This window comes from Shewanella piezotolerans WP3 (assembly GCF_000014885.1).
GTDB classification, from domain to species: Bacteria; Pseudomonadota; Gammaproteobacteria; order Enterobacterales; family Shewanellaceae; genus Shewanella; species Shewanella piezotolerans.
The window spans coordinates 3,737,498-3,754,377 of the sequence record NC_011566.1 but is presented as its reverse complement, the minus strand read 5'-3'; the positions used below and the strand labels follow the sequence as shown (position 1 = coordinate 3,754,377).

Sequence of the window (16,880 nt, the reverse complement as noted above, 5' to 3'; positions counted from 1 at the left end):
TATAAGCTCGCGATGAAGGTCATTTAATGTACTGCGTTTAGTCAAAAAAAATGCAACCTTTTTTCAAAGGTTGCATTTTTGGAGGTTTATTTTATTACAAGATTACATCATTACTTTAAGGCCAAAGAATGCGCGACGACCAACTAGGTCATACATTGCATTAGCTGTGTACCCTGGAGGTAGAGCATCAAACAAGTTACGTACGCCACCATTAATCATTACATTTTCAGAGATATAGTAAGTCGCACTTAGATCGTGAGTTGTCATGGAACCGATAGTTCCTGGTGATAGGTCTTCTAGAGAACCACCATTTTCAGACACATCATAAGTCACTACATTATCAATATAACGAGTATTCCAACTTACAGTTAGATCGTCTAAACGATAATCCATACCGAAGCGGAATTGCAGCTCAGGGTCGCCAACTTCACCTTTTTCATCATTTACTTCATCAGGGCGATTCTGGAACTCAAGATGCTCTAATTTAAGTAGTTGGTTAGCAAGAAGGTTAAAGCGGAACTCACCTGGCATATTGAAAGACTCGAGGTCTAATGCATAAGCACCTTGGAACTCAATACCACTGGTGTAAATTGCAGCTGCGTTTAGGTAACCAGAACGAACAAGTTCAATGTCAAAGGTTGTAGGGTTACGATCAACTTGACTACAGAAATCTGGGTCTGGAGCGCCAGTTGCATCAACACAGTTATCTGCAACCGTCTGTGTAGCTACAGAGATGATGGCATCTTCAATTTCAATGTCATAATAATCGACAGTAAATGAAAGGCTATCAGCAAATGTAGGTGTCCAGACTATACCACCAGTATATGAAGTCGATGACTCTGGCTTAAGGTCAGGGTTACCACCAGAGATGGTATCAACACTTACGTTATCATTAGCTTGGAATCCAGGTGGAATACCTAGTGCCGCACAGTTTGCAGGACGATCTGGATCGTCATTAATGTTATCTGCATCACATGGATCAGAAACTCGACCGAAGCCTGGTGAGCGAGGGCTGAATGCTTCTGCAATGTTTGGTGCACGAACAGCTTCACCAATTGTACCACGGATAGATATTTGCTCTAATGGCGCATAAAACATACCTACTTTCCATGCTTCAGTCTTACCAGCATGTGAGTAATCTGCTTTACGGTAAGCACCGTCTAAACTAAATTCATGTGCAAAAGGTAGATCTTTAAGGATTGGTAAATTCAATTCGACAAAGTATTCGCTAACATCATATTCGCCGAATGAATCAGGTGTTGCTGCGTTAGTTAGGAAGCCCGCTTTAGTAAATTCATCAGTTGTTGAACCTGATGTTTCTTCACGGTACTCAAAACCAACTACCATAGCTACTGGACCACCTTGAAGCTCAAATAACTCTTCAGAGTCACCAGCTAAAGTACCACCAATCACTTGTTGAGTAATTTTATCTTCACGAGTCACATCTGCAGAAACCCAATCGCGAGCTTCAGCTGACGCTTGGCCTAAGCCGAAAGGATTGTACGCAACACAGTCACCGCCGTTAACAGAGGCTGGGTCAGTATAATCATCACCTTGTGCACTTGGAACTTGTGAACGACATGCAGCTAAACCTGTATCTGGATCGATAACCGAATCAAGCGCTGCAACAAAATTATCTGGGATCAGATCATTAAGTGTCTTACGACGGTTATTTGTTTCACCATATATATAGTAAAGGTCGTAATCGAAAATAGTTTCGCTTAGCTCGAAGCCACCTTTGAAACCGCCGACATAACGGAAAAGTTCACGACGGTTTTCTGCAGAGCGGTTACCTAACTCATCGAAGAACTTAGCAAATGTCGCGTTTGTTTGGCCGCCATCCAATAACGATTGGCGCAAGTCTTCATTCAAAAATGCATTATCTTGAACGTTGATGCTTACGTTACCAAAACGGAATGATGGTTGGAATTGTTGTTTAATATCTGACTTTACATATCTAAAATCAGTATAGAATTGAATTTCATCAGTAAAGTCGTAGTTAAACGTAGAACCGACGTTAATTCTTTCTACTGCTGGAATATAGTTTTCATATGATTCTGTGTTAAAACAAGTATCACAGCCATCGGGGAAATTACCAAATGCAAAGCTGTTGCTACCATCTCGTTCTGCTTGGGCAATTGGGTTACCGTTTTGGTCAAATGTTGATCGACCAATGCCGCCACCAAACGCATTGATAACACCGGTATCATTGATCATTTCTGAATAAACGCGTGGAACACGAAGTCTATCTGGAATGCCGTCTTCTTCACCGCCATTTTCTGGGTTTGCAATTGTTCCCCATGCATCAAATTGACGGATTTCGGTAGACATTACTTCTTTTGTTCGTTCATAACCAGCGAAGAAAGTTACGTTACCACGTCCATCTGCAACGTTTGCACCACCTAGTACATCAAAGGAGTGATCTTGCGTGCCTACGCCTTCAAGTGAACCGCTTGTGCGGGCATTGAATTCAAAGCCTTCAAAATTGTTTTTTAGAATAATGTTTATTACACCAGATACCGCATCAGAACCATAAATTGCTGATGCACCACCAGTAACAATTTCTATTCGTGATACCATACTTGTTGGGATTGTTGATAAATCAACTTGCGCTGAACCTGGCTCACCAGCTACATGACGCTTACCGTTGACTAATACTAACGTTCTGTTCGCGCCCAGTCGACGTAAATCGGCTGAACTAACACCAGCACTTTCATTACTATTATTGTTACCAATGATGGTATTTGTTGCACCAATTGAAGGCAGTTCCGCCAAGACACTTGCAATGTCTGAATTACCAAATTTGGCTAGTTCTTCTGCAGAAAGGCTAACAACAGGAGCTGGTTGAGTAAGTTCAGCTTTTGCTATTCGAGATCCAGTAACTGCAACTCTTTCTATTTGTTCTTCTGTTGTTTCTTCTTCAGCAAAAGCAGGCATTGCCAGTGAGGCTGTTAAGCCTACTGATATAGCCAGTTTTACTGAGCTTGCTAGTTTAGAATTCAAAAACATAATAATTCCCTTAAATAAAGCGTTGATACAAATTGCAACAACACGTTAACCGCTTGGTGTCTTTTTGTAATACTTTGGTTGTTAATTGGCAATCTGTTAGTGAAATATACTCATGTTTTGGCTAGGCAAATAAATTGTTTAAATACCTTTCTAAAGGGCTTTCGTTTGTTGCTGGGTGTTTTCGTGGTGTTTAATGCTGTTGCGGTTATAGATGGGGAATTATATTTTTTGTATACGGTATTAAGTATTCGGTTTTGTGCTCTGTATTTATTTGTTTTACTTGATATTTTTTTTATGTGAGTGAAGGTGGGTACTGTTGAAGCTATTTTTTGCTGGAGGGTAATTATATTGTACTATTTCTTTTACGTAGTGATTTGCACTGTTTTTCACTGAGTAGTTGAAATAGGCTTGCTTGCTGTATTTTTAATCGATAAACGACTGTGTTTAACTGTTTTGATTAACATGTTGCTAACGGCGTTAGCGTTTTCGTTCTGCTATTAAGTAAGAGTCATAGTTTTGGAAAAAGTTCACTAAAAATAAATTTATAGAAATGGTGTTTAAAAAGCGTGGCTGGATTGTAAAAAAATACCTGTGGTACTCAGCAAAAGGCGACTATTATAAAATGAAAGTTGCTATGGAGGCACCACTGTAAAATGTAGCAGACTATTCTACTAGGCTTAAGTCAATGACCGGTGGAGGTGGACTAACCTCAATGAGTTTTCGCTGTTAAGACATTATTCCCGACAAAGCGTATAAGGAGTTGCAGTAAATGGACTCGCTACAGCTGATTAGGTGGTGCATTTTTAAATCACAGAAGGGCAAATACTGAATAATTCAGTTGGCTTCTCTGTTGTTTTGTAGCAAAAGAGGCCACAATAAGTGTAATAAGCCACTGTTTCGAGTTCGCCTTGCCACTGCTAACCCCTTCGTCACCGAGTATCAAACTCTATTTCTGCCCGCTATTGCCATCGTCTCTCGACGATAACGTGGCGATAACGATTCGTTCGTGGTTACCACAAGACGAGATTAATAAAGTGGATCGCTATATCCAGCCATCAGCTCAAGTGCAAGGATTAATGGTGCGCGGGTATTTGCGGGCTGTATTATCGCTGCATGGCACACTTAAACCTAATGAGTGGCAGTTTGAATATGGTGAAAAAGGCAAACCGCGTTTAACTGCAGCTCAGTTTGCACACAGTGGCATCAATTTTAATTTAAGCCATAGCGGCGACTGGTTATTGCTGGCTATTGTTCAGCAGCCGGGGGAAATGCTGCCGTTGGAGTTGGGTGTTGATATTGAGCGTTGCCGCAGTCGCACCAATATTCATTCCATACTAAATCATTACTTTTCTGAGCCAGAAACGGCGGCGCTGCTCGCACTGCCTTGCGAGCAGCAGCGTGACCGATTTTTTGATCTTTGGGCACTGAAAGAGTCTTATATTAAAGCTAGGGGCTTAGGCTTGGCTTTGTCGTTGAAATCATTTGGATTTGATCTCTCCGTGATGCAACAAAGCACTTTAGTATTGAAGTCGAGCGAGAATATGCCGCCAGAACTACACCGAGTAGGCTTTACTGAGCAGATGCATTTTAAGCAGCAAGTTGGTTTGCAACTTTTTGCAGAGCAAGGTTTAAAGGCTGATAACCAAGCGCTTGGTGCAGATAAGCCAACGGGGGAGACTCCTGCTAAAGTCCTGTCAGCGAGTAAAGCTGATAATTGGCATTGCGCTTTGGGTCATTTGAATCGCGAGTACCGTTTTGCGGTCAGTATGGATGGACAACCTATTGACGCAGCTTCTATTGATTATCAAGCGCAAGTCGTCAGTATCAACGCATTGGTTTTAGCTTATTAGCTAATAATAGATAAAGGGACGCATAGAGCGTCCCTTTATTCGTGCTAGCTTATGGCTAAGCGTTTATGATTGCGGTATTGGCACGATTTCAAATGCTGGATCAAACTCCACCATACTGCCTGCTATTTTGCTAAAGGCTGTTTTGTCGCCGGTAATTTTAGCACCACCTGATGCGAGCAGGGCTTTTAGCGTGGTCTTACCCAGTAAAATTTGGGTAACGTCAGCCTTGTTAATAATAAGGTTAGCGTCTGCAGTTTGCTCACTGTCAACCAGATTGTTGCTCAAGTTACCGTTACTAAGCTCAATGTAGAGCACTTGTTTGGTATCAGGAGTGATGATGTTCATTTTTACTAAGCCATGTTTAGCAGCTTGCTGACTATCGATTTTGACGGCCAAGAAGTCGAACAAGGTTGGCATATCCATTTCACTGATCACATCAGCCGAAGCTGTTTTAGGCGCGCCTTTTTGAATACCAACGCGTAATTCTTGTGCGCCGGTTAGGTAGATATTTCTCCAGCCTGCACCTTCTGATTGATAGCCTAGTTGCTCATAGGTATCTGCCAGAAGTTGCCGCGCGGCATCGTTACTCGGATCTGCCGTTACGACTTTGTTGAGTGCTGTAGCGACAAAGCGATATTCACCTTGAGCAAAGTCACCCATTGCGCGTTTTACCGCTGCATCGGCACCACCCATGTATTCGACAAATTTAGCTGACTCTAGCTTTGTCGGTAGTGGGTTTAAGTTAGCCGGGTTCATGTCGAAATAGCCCAAGTATTTGTTATAAACGGCTTTGGCATTATGACTATAGGTGCCGTGATAGCCATTGGTATGCCAAGCCTTGTATACCGCCTCAGGAATGGTGTCTTGAATTGCATCACCAATGTCTTGGATCCCGACGCCATTATTGGCCAACCTCAGGGTTTGGTTGTGAACCAAACCATAGTTGTCACGTTGCAGACGCAAAAACTGGTTAATATCTTTATTACCCCAAACAGGCGCAGAATGAGAGGCAAACAGTACTTCAACATCAGTGCCAAAGGCGCTGATCATCTCGTTGATATCCTTTGACCATTTTAACGCGTCACGTACTTTTGCACCGCGCAGGGTGTAGATGTTGTGCATCCCCTGATAAGTCAGCTCACCAGTCCAAAGCGCTTTTTTAGACGGAATATAGGTGATCATTTCGGACTCTGCTTCAGTGCCAGAGGCATCCATAAACACCATCTCTAGACCATCGATTTCTATGGTTTCCCACTTTCCTTTACCGTTTAGGGTGTAATCTGGAGCCACATAAGTGATCTCACCCTTTGATAAACCTTTACCGAGCGCGGCATCAACAATACCGTGGTTATGCTTACCTAAGGTTGCACCATATTGATACGCTGCACGGCGGCTCATTGCGTTACCTGCAAGTACGTTTTCATCAACGATCTCTTTAGTGATGTTATGTGAACCGTAAACTTCGACATTGGGGAACATCTCTTGAATACCACGGGCACCACCAAAGTGATCGGCGTGGCTATGAGAGTAGATCATCGCCACAACAGGAAGGTCGCTGCCTTCTGGTAGATTTTTAAGTGCAAAGCTAAGTGATGCTTTAGAGGCTTCCTTTGTGAGTAATACATCGTAGGCGATCCAACCCGTTTTACCCTTTATTAAGGTTAGATTGGATAAGTCTGTGCCACGTACTTGATAGATCCCGTCAGACACCTTGTATAAGCCATTTGGCACCATATTGAGCTGCGCTTGGCGATAAAGCGATGGGTTAACCGAATCAGGCGTTTGCTCGCTAATAAAAGCAAATTCAGCCCTAAGTATATCGGCAGTCGCTTTATCAAACTTTGCGACAAGGTTTTTTGATGATTGTTCAAAAGCCTTGTTGTCAGTAAAGTTTAGAGTTTCAGCAATAGCTTGGTTATGTTGCGCTGTATGCTGGGTCGCAGCCTTGCCTTCATAATGAACGGTAATGTGATCATGTTCATGCTGGGCTGCGACCGTCGTCGATGAAAAGCCTAGTGTGACAGTGCTTATTATGGCGAGAGTAAGGGCTGAGAGTTTCATGGTGTTTCCTCAATAAGGGCTCTAAGCATGATTTGAGTTAGAACCGAGTCAATACAAACTGAATTGAGGCTAGTGTAGAGTGCTTGAGTTATTTAGTAATTATCGCTAGATTAGAATTTAATATTCACACCATGAATGGTAATGAGCCCAATGCCGCAAACTAACCAATTTGATCTGAATCTATTTCCGGTATTTCTTGCTGTGTATCGCTGTGGTTCATTTAGCCGAGCTGCCGAACAACTCGACTTAACGCAATCTTCGGTGAGTAATGCGATTAACCGTTTGAAAAAACAGCTAGGTGATGAGTTGTTTATACGGGTTGGTCGTGGAGTGGAGGCGACTTCTGCTGGGCATAACTTGTATCAACAGCTGGATAGTCACTTTAATGCTATTGACGATGTAGTCACCGCGATGGATCAATTTGATCCTAAACTGCATTCACGTCAGTTTCAGGTGTATGCCAATGAAGTTATTATGCAGCTATTACAATCGCCAATCGATAAATTGACCGCTGGGCTTGCAGTCGATATTGTTTTTAAGGAGCCGCCGTCGAACGAAGAGTTACTTCAGTCAGACCTGCAATTTGAACGAGTCGATCTCGCGATAGATGTTATGAGCCAAATACCGTCGTCGTTAGATGCTGGTTTGTTAATGTGTGATAAATTGGTATGCGTGGTGAGAAAAGATCACCCGAGAATACAAGGGCAATTGAGTTCTGAAGCGTACTTCTATGAGAAGCATGTGGTGTTTAAGATGCGCCGTTCAAACCTTGCGATCACCGAGCTGTATAGTGAAACGGTTTTACCGCAACGTAAAACCTATAGTGAGCAATCTTCGCTACTAAGCATGTTGGCGACGACATCTAAAACCGATGCTATCTCTGTGGCATCTTCTCGTTACCTTAAAGAATATGCGCAGCTATTTAATTTGGTGCAATATCCGCTACCTTTTGAAACAAGGCCGATCGAATATCATTTGATTTGGAGTAAAAAGCTGCAGCGAAATAGTGCTAATGCTTGGTTACGAAAGCAGATCACTCAACTCGTCCAAACATTAGAGCTATAAAAACCGAGCTCATGATAGAGCTCGGTTGTTTGCCGGAAACTGTTTACTGTCTGGCTAGGCGATGGTTGTCGGCAGGGTTTTCAAAGTCACTGCGATAGGGGTTGATATCTAAGCCGCCTCGGCGAGTATATCGTGCGTAAACCGTTAGCTTTGCACATTGACAGAAACGTTTTAGATCAACAAAAATTCGCTCGACGCACTGCTCATGAAACTCATTGTGCTGCCTAAATGAGATTAAGTAGCGCAGTAATTTTTCTCTATCAATTTTAGGTCCTTGATAACGGATCATTACCGTGCCCCAATCGGGTTGAGAGGTGATTAGGCAGTTTGACTTGAGCAGGTTAGAGGTCAACGTCTCTGCGACCATCACTTTGTCATCAACACTGTCGACTAAATAGTCAGGATTAAAACTATAATCATCGACTTCAATATCGAGAGCATCAATACAAGTTCCTGGTAATTCGACAATACGTTGGTGGCTAAATTGCTTAGGCTCGATGACTTTAACGCTAACATCACCCTGTGCACATTCACATAGATCGCGGCTTAAGGTTGCTTGAACGGTTTGTACATCATCAAACTTAGTTTGGTTGAAGCTGTTTAAGTACAATTTAAATGACTTTGATTCAATTAAGTTCGCACTTTGGTAATCTAAACTGAATTCTGCAATAGCGACCATTGGCTTACCTTTGGCATTTAACCAAGAAAGCTCGTAGCCAGTCCAAATATCACAGCCATGAAAGGGTAAATCATCATTCAGGCCAATAGCATCGCGGTTTAATTTACGCGGCACACCCTGTAGTAAAGAAGCATCATACTGCTCTTGGTAGCCAGTGGACTTTCCTAGTGTGAGTTCTGAAAGTTCGGCTGCGTCACTATAGGGATCATGATGTTTTGTCATCAATACGGTTTCCGTGTCAAAATAGACCCTTATTATAACTGATTTTGGAATGGCTTAAGTGTCTTCTTTACCTGCTCTGGATATTTTTTTAAGCGACTATCAACAAGCTTACCTCGATACATTAGGTGAACACCCTCGTTACTATGCGCAGCAACAGGCGTCAGAGTGTATTGTAGGTGATGTTGACGTTGAAACAGAAGAGGCGCTGCAGTGGAAGAGCGTTGTTCGAGTTGATACGGGGCGATTTGATAATGTTGAGCATGCGCTAGAGCTATCTTTACATGGCGATATTAATGCTTTTTATGGCTCTCATTTTGCCGCGTCGCTGATGTTTGACTCACAGTGGGGCACCGGAGAGCTGTTGCAAGCTTGGAGTCAAAGCGATTTTGAGCATCTACAGCAAAATATGATTGGCCACCTGATGATGAAAAAGAAACTTAAACAAGAGCCTACTTGGTTTATCGGTGTGTTCGATGATGAAGACAAGATGATCACGGTAAACAATGCTGATGGCAGTGTATGGATTGAAATCGCTGGGCAAGCCCAAAGTGTTAAGCTAGCGGACTCACTAAATAGCTTTATCAGCGAGGTTAGCCCGCGTGTCGCCCCACCAGTTAAGTTAGTGGAGGAAGTGATACCAGCCTATGATCACCCAGGGATCTGGCAACGAATGAAAATAATGTGGCGTAATTTACTGGGTAAGTAAGCCCCTTGCTTCAATAAAAAAGCCTGAATAACGTGTTTTTCAGGCTTTTTTATTGGACCGTATTACAGATGATCCCAAGAGATATTGGATACGATACGGCATGTATCGCAGCGAAAATGGAACATATCCAGTAATGGCTCATCAAGCAGCCATTCGTTACTGCCACATTTTGGGCAACAGCGTTTTTTCTCATTGGCGAGACTTTCACCGCCAACGCGATAGAGATAATAGTAAGTAGGGATCTTGGTCAGATACTCAACTCTGCCACGCAGATCCCAGCCTCGTCTAAACAGATCGCTATGATGGCTTGTTAACTCTTCCAGTGCTGCGAATTCAGCTTTTGTTGCAGCCGCCATCTGTAGTTCATCACATGCTTGCCATTCGGTCTGCCAGCGGATCATGCGTTTATGATCACCATTGGCTGTGGCTGGTATTTGATAAAGTGGTATAGGTTGCAGTGTATCGCCATTTCTCAGCGGCGAGCACATATGCACGTAGCTGGTATAAAGTAGTTGCCAGCTTGGCGTTTCTTGGCTTGAAACCTCTGAGTTAATATCCTGACCAATATATTTTTCTCGTGGAGCAAGTAGTTTAGCGTCAGTCAGTTCGGTGAGTGCCTTTTCAACCCATGGGCTGTTAAAACGCTTTGCAAGACTACTTTTTTCGGGGGTTAATAGGCGAGCTTTAAATTCACCATCATTAAAGGCTACCGCAAATTCACGGCCTAGTATTTGACCATTTGCGCGGTAAGCCTCTAATAGCCCATTAATCGCTTTTTCTGCTGCTGTGATGGTGGTGTTGTCAAAACACTCAAACCTTAATTCAACGACGTGCATTATCTCTATTTCTCACTGGTTTTATTGGCTACCGATTCAAGTATGGTCAATCTTTGGGTTACTGCTTTTAGCTCTTTTTTAAGTAGCACAAGCTCTTGCTCTAATTTTGCAACTCTTTGTTGATCGTTAGCAGACTGTTGTTGCAGCTCTTCTTGTGCGGCAGCATTGACTTGCGCTGTTGTTTTGATGCTGGCTTTGTCAGCATCACTCATCGATTTGTACTGTTGTAGACCTTGGATCAAGGTTGGCATCGCCACGCTGATCCCTAGTTTGGTTTTTATTAACGCTAGAGTAGGGTTTTTACCTTCATCGCTAAGCTGTTTTGCTGCGCAGAGTACTTGGTCTAGTGGGCTCATCGTTGGTTAAATTCCTTACTCTGTAATAGTCTATTTAGTTAAAATGGCTAACACGGATTACATAAATCACATTAAAACAACCACTTAACTCTTGGCATACTGTTTGCTTTATTGAAGTTTATAAAATCAAAATAAATACAGGAAGTTAAAGTGAAAAAAAATCTACTAAGTTTAGCGTTTTTTGGGATTGCAAGCATAGGGCTAACTGGCTGCGTGATCAATGTTGGCGATGGTGAATCTGACTGGGATAACAATGGTTCATGGCAAAAAACACAAGAAATTAATCGCGGAAATCTAGCTAAAATCTCCTTGGGCATGTCTAAAGATCAAGTGACGACGCTTATGGGAACAGCCGATTTTAATGAAGCTTATATACAGCAAGATAAAGAAGTACATGTACTTTTTTACCGAACTCAACGTTTAAAAGGTGACGGTAAAACCACTAAAGACGAATGTACTCCTGTCGTCATTAGCAACAATATCTTAGTGGGTTGGGGCGAGATGGCTTACAGCAAAATTTAAGCGTTACTCCCGCCAAGTTACTTTCTTAATAAGGTGTCCAGATGGTCAATAACATCAGACCACTGGGCATCTTCAGCTAATGCTTCTGCTAAAAAATGTCGTTGCGACTCGCTCCAAAAGTCAGCTTGTTGAATAAGCAGCCCCTCTGGTAAATGGTGTTTTTTAACAAATCCTTCGATGGAAATACCATCACTTTGCAAACCTAATTGCTGAAATAAATGTTCTAGATCTCCCTGGGTGGTGTCCATGCCGTTATCTCCGTTGAAAAGTGCTTGGCTATAGTATGGCTCAAACCTCATACATCTGCTTTTTCAAGCAGGCTTAATGCCTTCTGTCGCTGCGTGCCGAGATGTTCAGTTAGCGAGCTATGCAGTATCGCTCAAGATTTTATCTAAGTTATTGAGTTAAGAGGAAAACAAAGCTCGATAGTTAAACCGCTTCTAGTATCTGTTTTATCATAAAAAGCTAAAGTATTAGCGCTAAAGAGCGGCTGTTATTGTTTGCTTTGATTAATAATTGCACTTTTTGTAAAGCTTGATACATTGGTATTGTGTGATCTCGATCAAGGAAAATAATAATGGAAAATCAAGCCTCGCAAGAGTGCCGAGCTGTATATCTAACAGCTGAAGATTTAAGAGTCGCCGCTTCAATTCTTTATAACGCATATCATGATGACCCTTTCTTTATGGACGCTCTGTACCGTAATGATACAGCTCAGTATGAGCAAAAATTACGCGGTGCAATTCGTGAGGAGTTAAACGAGTTGTGGCAACAAGAGCAGGGGTTGATAGGTATATTTTCAGATGAGCGACTTATTGGAGTCGCCTGCATTGCAACTCAGCAAGTTCCACTTGGAGAGGCACGTTACTGGCATTGGCGTTTAAAAATGCTGATTAGTGCTGGCTGGCAATCAACTCAAGCTTGGATCAAAAAAGAGCATCAGATCGTGGAAAGCTTACCAAATGCTAACTGTGGAATAATCCAATTTATTGCTGTTTCTACTAATGAACAGGGCAAAGGGTACGGCAGCCAGCTTGTTAAAACAGTACTAAGTTGGTGTGATGAACAACCGCATCTCGATGGTGTTGGTGTATTTGTCAGTGAGCCTGCACATAATAAGTTATTTGCAAGCCATGGATTTGAAAAACTAGAACAACTAGCGATAGGTAACGTGGCTGGAGAGCTAATGTTTTATCGAGGTCAAAACAATGAGTAAGCGGTTTAATAGTTTTGCGGAGTTTTATCCTTTCTACCTTTCGCAGCATCAAAATGACATTTGCCGAACTCTACATTATATCGGTAGTTCTCTGGTTATTTTAATGCTGGCGATTACACTCTACTTAGGCCAATGGCTGCTACTTTTGTCGCTTCCGGTTATAGGATATGGATTTGCGTGGCTAGGACATTTTCTATTTGAGAAAAATAGGCCTGCGACATTTGAGTATCCTTTCTACAGCTTACTGGCTGATTGGGTTATGTATTTTGCAGCTATCCGTAGAAAAATTAAACTGTGATCTCCGTTTAGTTTCACATTGTTGTAAGAGATCTCTTACTTTGCTGTGGGATATTAAATTGATTTGTTGTTGGAACCACCTCGCACTTGAGGTTTAGTCCTATTAAATCAAGCGGTTATGGTTAGTTGTAATTGCTGCAATAATGTTACAGCTTTGAAGGTTGGTAGTAGTCGCAATTTTTTCGCTTAATGAATAGATATACTTACCTTAAGAAATCACGAGAGATAACGCTGTGGCTTTACTCAATATGAGATGCCGTATCAGTGTCGATTGTTAGATTTGCTTATACAGTTATTAAGTATGTTAAGCCACTAACTTAAGGATAAGTTAGTTTAATATTGGAAATGCTTGATTAGTCAGCGCCATTGTAGAGCTTGATTATTAACCAGATACTTATTAACGAGTTAGGAATTTGCAGGACGCAATTAGGACAACCTCAGGAAGAGGAATTTGGCTTAGGATAAGCTGATAAATGGAGTTTGTACCATGTGTACATGGATATAAAGGGATTTACAAGGAAGATGCAGGATGCACGTTAACCAAGGATGATGCAGGGAGCACATATATAGCGGGAAAGCTAAAAGAAGCTAGATCTGGGCGCACCGAAAGGTGCGCCCTTTCTTTTAGCTAAACATATCGTTTGATAATTTGCTCGGTTCCATGTGAGAGATCTCTTACAGCTTCGTGCGAAATAAGGGCTTTAAGTTGTCGCTATATAGTATGTTTTCTATAAATGCATAGGTAAATCAGGTGGTTAGCTGTTTATGCTTGCATGTGGTAAATGTGAACGAATGTTAAATTATCGATCTTTAGCTAACATTTGTTTGATTTTGACTTATTATTTGATTGTGCAAGGACGCATGTGGAAAGGATTCACAGATTAGGAAGATCTAAAAAGTGACGAAGGATTCGCACTTAATATGGATAACTATCATGGACGGGGCTTTCAAGGATTGATTGCCAAAACGACCAAGGAGCGGTTAAACAATCCAGGACGGAAGGTTTACTACCTCGGAAGGTAGGATGCTACGGATAGTTAATGAATGGACTCTCAAGGATGATGTAGGACACGCTTAGGATGAGCAAGCTTAGTAAATGGATTACTAAGAAACAGGGATGAGTACCGTAAGGTACAAGGAAAAAATGGATACATGGATGGGCAGGGAGCCAAGTTACGCATGGATGGTGCAAGGAGCATGAAAATAGCAGGATGAGCTTACAAAGTAATAGCGAAGGCGCGTCTCCTCTGGGGCCGCGCTTTTTCTTTAGCGTCGATTCTATAATCGACGCTGGATTTACCTTTACCCATCAATCGAGTGCTATTCCGCAGCCTTGAGCTGTTGCAAGTCGCCGTGAATATATCCCTATAGGCTCTACTAAATCATCCATGATTTAGAAGCTTGCACAGCCCAACCCAGATGAATAACTAGCAAACTCATTTTAATGACTAACTCGTTGTTGGACAAAAGTGAGTTATCTTCTGACAAAGGTGGTTCCAATGACCTGCGGTCGGCGTATGTGCAGATACTGCAGAGGCTCGCCGTGAACACATCCTTGTGGGCTCAACGAAAACGTCCTGTTTTCGAAGGCCTCAGCCGTATCTACACTCGGTTAGAAAAGCGCAACCATTTAGCATTTGAGCCTTAAGTTAAGCCCAATGTAATTAAGCCGCATTGAGCTTCTACAAGTCGTGAATATATCCCTATAGGCTCTACTAAATCACCCATGATTTAGAAGCTTGCATAGCCCACCCCAGATGAATACCTAGCAAGCCCATGGTAGTCGTTAACTCGTTTTTGGACAGAAATGTTTTAGATCTGAGGTTCTAAAAGAAGGCTGCTCAGATTAGAAAATGTATGGCAATTATATAAAGTTTATACTGTTCTCCACATATCCAGCCCCTTTATCCTATTGATAACTTGAGACATAAAAATCAAGCTAAAGCTTTATACAGTAAAATTTTTACAATAGATGTTTGTATTTCATGCATGCCTTATTATCAATATCGTAAACTCCGTCACTATTGTATTCATTATTATATACAAGAATCCTTGCTATATTGAGTATGAAAAATTTCATTCTAGAAAAGCAACTTTTAAAATCCTCATTTATAGATTTATCAAAAAAGTCTTCCAATGCTTGTTTCTGAACCATGCAAGTAATTTTTCGACCTTTCTCTGTTGCACCGTAGAACTCTAATGCATCTAAACCCACAAGCTCTTTAATTTCATCGGTAAATTTTATCGGTTCAACGTTCATCTCTTCCCTCTATTTAGTCCTGTTATAACTTCTATTAAAAATGTCACGTGATAGCTAAAAATTTTTCTTTTCATATAAGCCTTTAGCTATCTCATTACAATATCGAAATCCATTTCCCACCCCCAAAACATATAAACTCTTATTGTTAACCCACGCAGAAGAGAGCTTGGTATTGCTAGATAGAAAAGAATGGTATAAATATTCGGCTAACTGATAGAAAATACCATCTTCACTTTCTGGATTTTTATCAGGGAAAAAAAGCCTTTGATTAGATAGAAGTGTATTACTTGAAATAATACGTTTAATTTCGGGTATATAGTCACATGATTTAAGTTCCACACCTAAATGTTCAGTAACTTCATGTATGCGCTTGCAAGCACCACTTTCAACCTTGTTGATTGAAGATCTACTAATCGAAATACTTTTTAATAAAATCAATGTCAATTGAACAGAACACATTACGAAAGCAAGTCTAAACATGTGCAATTCTGTTTTTGAAAATCCCAATGAATATAGATAATTATCAATATCACTGGCTGCATTTTGTTTAAAATAATTTGGAGTTATGTGTCCAATTGCATGTATGGCGGTCTCAGCACAGCCTAAATAATGTTCAACAAGCTCTACGCCAAATTTTTCTGTCGGTGACTTTCGCTTAAAAAAAGAAAACATAATATCCCTATTTGTCTTTTTAATAAATCCAACAGTTATTGCTATTGCATAGAATTAATCATAGTCTAAATTACCATTGAATGTACAAATTTCAAGTATTCGTAGTTATCATATAGGCAACCAATATATGAGCACTATGAATTGCGTTGGCTAAAGATATTATCAAAAAAAAGAAGAGAGAAATATCAACTTAAAGTTGTGAAGTGGTATAGATAATGTGGCCACTCAATTGAAGGTTATATTAGATTTTTGAAGTTAGAAACAAACAGTTAAACTTCGAAATATCCATTTTAAACACGTTTTGGGGCACAAACGAGCCAGTGCAGATCTCGCTGACTCGAAGTTGGACAATAGCTTCTTAGAGCTAAAATTAAAAACGCCTAGTTCACATTACGATCCAAATCTCGGCTTTTTCGTTTCACAAATATGCACATTCTCACATCAAAATTAGCTCGCCCTAAGCCTACTTAAACTCTGAAAATACAAAGTAATTTGAGGTGAATAGTGTTTCTCGATTTAGTCATAAATATATTTTAACGTTTTTATCAATCTGTACTATATTTTATTAATAGGTAGAAAGGACTCTAACGAGGTTGGTATGGAACACTTAGAATTTGGTATTTTTTTAGGTGCTATTTTATTGTTGTCCGTTGTGTGTACAACTTTTCATTACATGCTATCAAGTGACTAATTAAGTATCTCGCTATATTAAGGTAATTTATCTCTTCGTAAAAAATTTTTCCCTCACTATGTTACAACTACAACTCTAGTTTTAAAAAACCTCCACATTGGGCATTGGTTAATTAGAGCACACCAATAACTTGCTTTACTCCCCACCAGATGAAAGAGATACAATAACGAACACCTCTGGCTAAGCGTTATGTAAAAACCAATATATTACTCTTCATGTTTTGAATATCTTGTCCTTGTCACTCAACAGTTCACTGCGTCAATTTATAAATGTCATGGTTTATACTACATGAACACCCTAGGACAGCCCTATTAAACTACTTGAAGCGACCTAATCAGTTAATAACCCCAAGATGGTCTAGCAATCCACTCAATTACAGATAATGATCTTAAAATCAATACCTAACAAGATTGTAGTTGTTATTGCATTGCTAGAGTA

General features: G+C 40.9%; 14 protein-coding genes. 6 read left to right on the top strand and 8 right to left on the bottom strand.

The genetic code is table 11. The features are described 5' to 3' along the window. Nucleotides 1-102: 102 nt before the first annotated feature. Nucleotides 103-3,009, bottom strand: coding sequence for a TonB-dependent receptor domain-containing protein (locus SWP_RS15855; RefSeq protein WP_020913587.1), 2,907 nt, complete (start codon nt 3,007-3,009; stop codon nt 103-105). A 908-nt stretch (nt 3,010-3,917) separates the two neighbouring features. On the opposite strand from SWP_RS15855, the gene SWP_RS15850 reads away from it, so the two are divergent. Beyond that, the gene (locus SWP_RS15850) at nt 3,918-4,859 is read left to right on the top strand and encodes a 4'-phosphopantetheinyl transferase family protein (RefSeq protein WP_020913585.1); all 942 of its coding nucleotides are present in this window, start codon (nt 3,918-3,920) and stop codon (nt 4,857-4,859) included. A gap of 63 nt (nt 4,860-4,922) precedes the next feature. Here SWP_RS15850 and SWP_RS15845 read toward each other — a convergent pair whose 3' ends face one another. Further along, nucleotides 4,923-6,920 carry an alkyl/aryl-sulfatase gene (locus SWP_RS15845; protein ID WP_020913584.1) on the bottom strand — a complete coding sequence of 666 codons (1,998 nt, stop codon included), beginning with the start codon at nt 6,918-6,920 and terminating at the stop codon, nt 4,923-4,925. Between the two features lie 150 nt (nt 6,921-7,070). Between SWP_RS15845 and SWP_RS15840 the strand changes: the two genes are divergently transcribed. Then, a complete protein-coding gene (locus SWP_RS15840) occupies nt 7,071-7,985 on the top strand; it encodes a LysR family transcriptional regulator (RefSeq protein WP_020913583.1) in 915 nt (304 codons plus the stop codon). Between the two features lie 43 nt (nt 7,986-8,028). On the opposite strand, the gene queF is transcribed toward SWP_RS15840, so the two are convergent. Then, complete coding sequence (gene queF, locus SWP_RS15835) at nt 8,029-8,886, bottom strand: NADPH-dependent 7-cyano-7-deazaguanine reductase QueF (protein ID WP_044555991.1); 858 nt, start codon at nt 8,884-8,886, stop codon at nt 8,029-8,031. Nucleotides 8,887-8,944: 58 nt separating this feature from the next. Here queF and syd point away from each other — a divergent pair, with 58 nt between their 5' ends. Continuing rightward, nucleotides 8,945-9,592: a SecY-interacting protein gene (gene syd / locus SWP_RS15830; RefSeq protein WP_020913581.1), complete on the top strand. Its 648-nt coding sequence runs from the start codon at nt 8,945-8,947 to the stop codon at nt 9,590-9,592. Between the two features lie 62 nt (nt 9,593-9,654). Here the strand turns inward: syd and SWP_RS15825 are convergent, their stop codons facing one another. After that, nucleotides 9,655-10,428, bottom strand: coding sequence for a Zn-ribbon-containing protein (locus SWP_RS15825; RefSeq protein WP_020913580.1), 774 nt, complete (start codon nt 10,426-10,428; stop codon nt 9,655-9,657). A 5-nt stretch (nt 10,429-10,433) separates the two neighbouring features. Continuing rightward, nucleotides 10,434-10,784, bottom strand: a complete 351-nt coding sequence (locus SWP_RS15820; protein WP_020913579.1) for a hypothetical protein — start codon at nt 10,782-10,784, stop codon at nt 10,434-10,436. Between the two features lie 150 nt (nt 10,785-10,934). On the opposite strand from SWP_RS15820, the gene SWP_RS15815 reads away from it, so the two are divergent. After that, nucleotides 10,935-11,306, top strand: coding sequence for a DUF3192 domain-containing protein (locus SWP_RS15815; protein ID WP_020913578.1), 372 nt, complete (start codon nt 10,935-10,937; stop codon nt 11,304-11,306). Nucleotides 11,307-11,323: 17 nt separating this feature from the next. On the opposite strand, the gene SWP_RS15810 is transcribed toward SWP_RS15815, so the two are convergent. After that, a complete protein-coding gene (locus tag SWP_RS15810) occupies nt 11,324-11,605 on the bottom strand; it encodes a DUF2789 domain-containing protein (protein WP_020913577.1) in 282 nt (93 codons plus the stop codon). A 278-nt stretch (nt 11,606-11,883) separates the two neighbouring features. Between SWP_RS15810 and SWP_RS15805 the strand changes: the two genes are divergently transcribed. After that, nucleotides 11,884-12,522 (top strand): GNAT family N-acetyltransferase, encoded by a 639-nt coding sequence (locus SWP_RS15805; protein ID WP_020913576.1) that lies wholly within the window; start codon nt 11,884-11,886, stop codon nt 12,520-12,522. Continuing rightward, on the top strand, nt 12,515-12,820 hold the full coding sequence (locus SWP_RS15800; RefSeq protein WP_044555989.1) for an Mpo1-like protein: 306 nt from the start codon (nt 12,515-12,517) through the stop codon (nt 12,818-12,820). Before SWP_RS15805 ends, SWP_RS15800 begins: the two co-directional genes overlap by 8 nt. Before the next feature lie 1,962 nt (nt 12,821-14,782). Here SWP_RS15800 and SWP_RS15795 read toward each other — a convergent pair. Together SWP_RS15795 and SWP_RS15790 are read right to left on the bottom strand one after the other, a co-directional pair. Further along, nucleotides 14,783-15,079: a DUF1488 family protein gene (locus tag SWP_RS15795; protein WP_020913575.1), complete on the bottom strand. Its 297-nt coding sequence runs from the start codon at nt 15,077-15,079 to the stop codon at nt 14,783-14,785. Nucleotides 15,080-15,133: 54 nt separating this feature from the next. Next, nucleotides 15,134-15,751 (bottom strand): hypothetical protein, encoded by a 618-nt coding sequence (locus SWP_RS15790; RefSeq protein ID WP_020913574.1) that lies wholly within the window; start codon nt 15,749-15,751, stop codon nt 15,134-15,136. Nucleotides 15,752-16,880: the final 1,129 nt, after the last annotated feature.

What these genes read in the sequence shown, in the direction of transcription:
- SWP_RS15855 (WP_020913587.1), bottom strand. Translation starts at nt 3,009, where the DNA reads ATGTTTTTGAATTCTAAACTAGCAAGCTCAGTAAAACTGGCTATATCA.
- SWP_RS15845 (WP_020913584.1), bottom strand. Translation starts at nt 6,920, where the DNA reads ATGAAACTCTCAGCCCTTACTCTCGCCATAATAAGCACTGTCACACTA.
- SWP_RS15840 (WP_020913583.1), top strand. Translation starts at nt 7,071, where the DNA reads ATGCCGCAAACTAACCAATTTGATCTGAATCTATTTCCGGTATTTCTT.
- queF (WP_044555991.1), bottom strand. Translation starts at nt 8,886, where the DNA reads ATGACAAAACATCATGATCCCTATAGTGACGCAGCCGAACTTTCAGAA.
- SWP_RS15825 (WP_020913580.1), bottom strand. Translation starts at nt 10,428, where the DNA reads ATGCACGTCGTTGAATTAAGGTTTGAGTGTTTTGACAACACCACCATC.
- SWP_RS15820 (WP_020913579.1), bottom strand. Translation starts at nt 10,784, where the DNA reads ATGAGCCCACTAGACCAAGTACTCTGCGCAGCAAAACAGCTTAGCGAT.
- SWP_RS15810 (WP_020913577.1), bottom strand. Translation starts at nt 11,605, where the DNA reads ATGAGGTTTGAGCCATACTATAGCCAAGCACTTTTCAACGGAGATAAC.
- SWP_RS15805 (WP_020913576.1), top strand. Translation starts at nt 11,884, where the DNA reads ATGGAAAATCAAGCCTCGCAAGAGTGCCGAGCTGTATATCTAACAGCT.
- SWP_RS15800 (WP_044555989.1), top strand. Translation starts at nt 12,515, where the DNA reads ATGAGTAAGCGGTTTAATAGTTTTGCGGAGTTTTATCCTTTCTACCTT.
- SWP_RS15795 (WP_020913575.1), bottom strand. Translation starts at nt 15,079, where the DNA reads ATGAACGTTGAACCGATAAAATTTACCGATGAAATTAAAGAGCTTGTG.
- SWP_RS15790 (WP_020913574.1), bottom strand. Translation starts at nt 15,751, where the DNA reads ATGTTTTCTTTTTTTAAGCGAAAGTCACCGACAGAAAAATTTGGCGTA.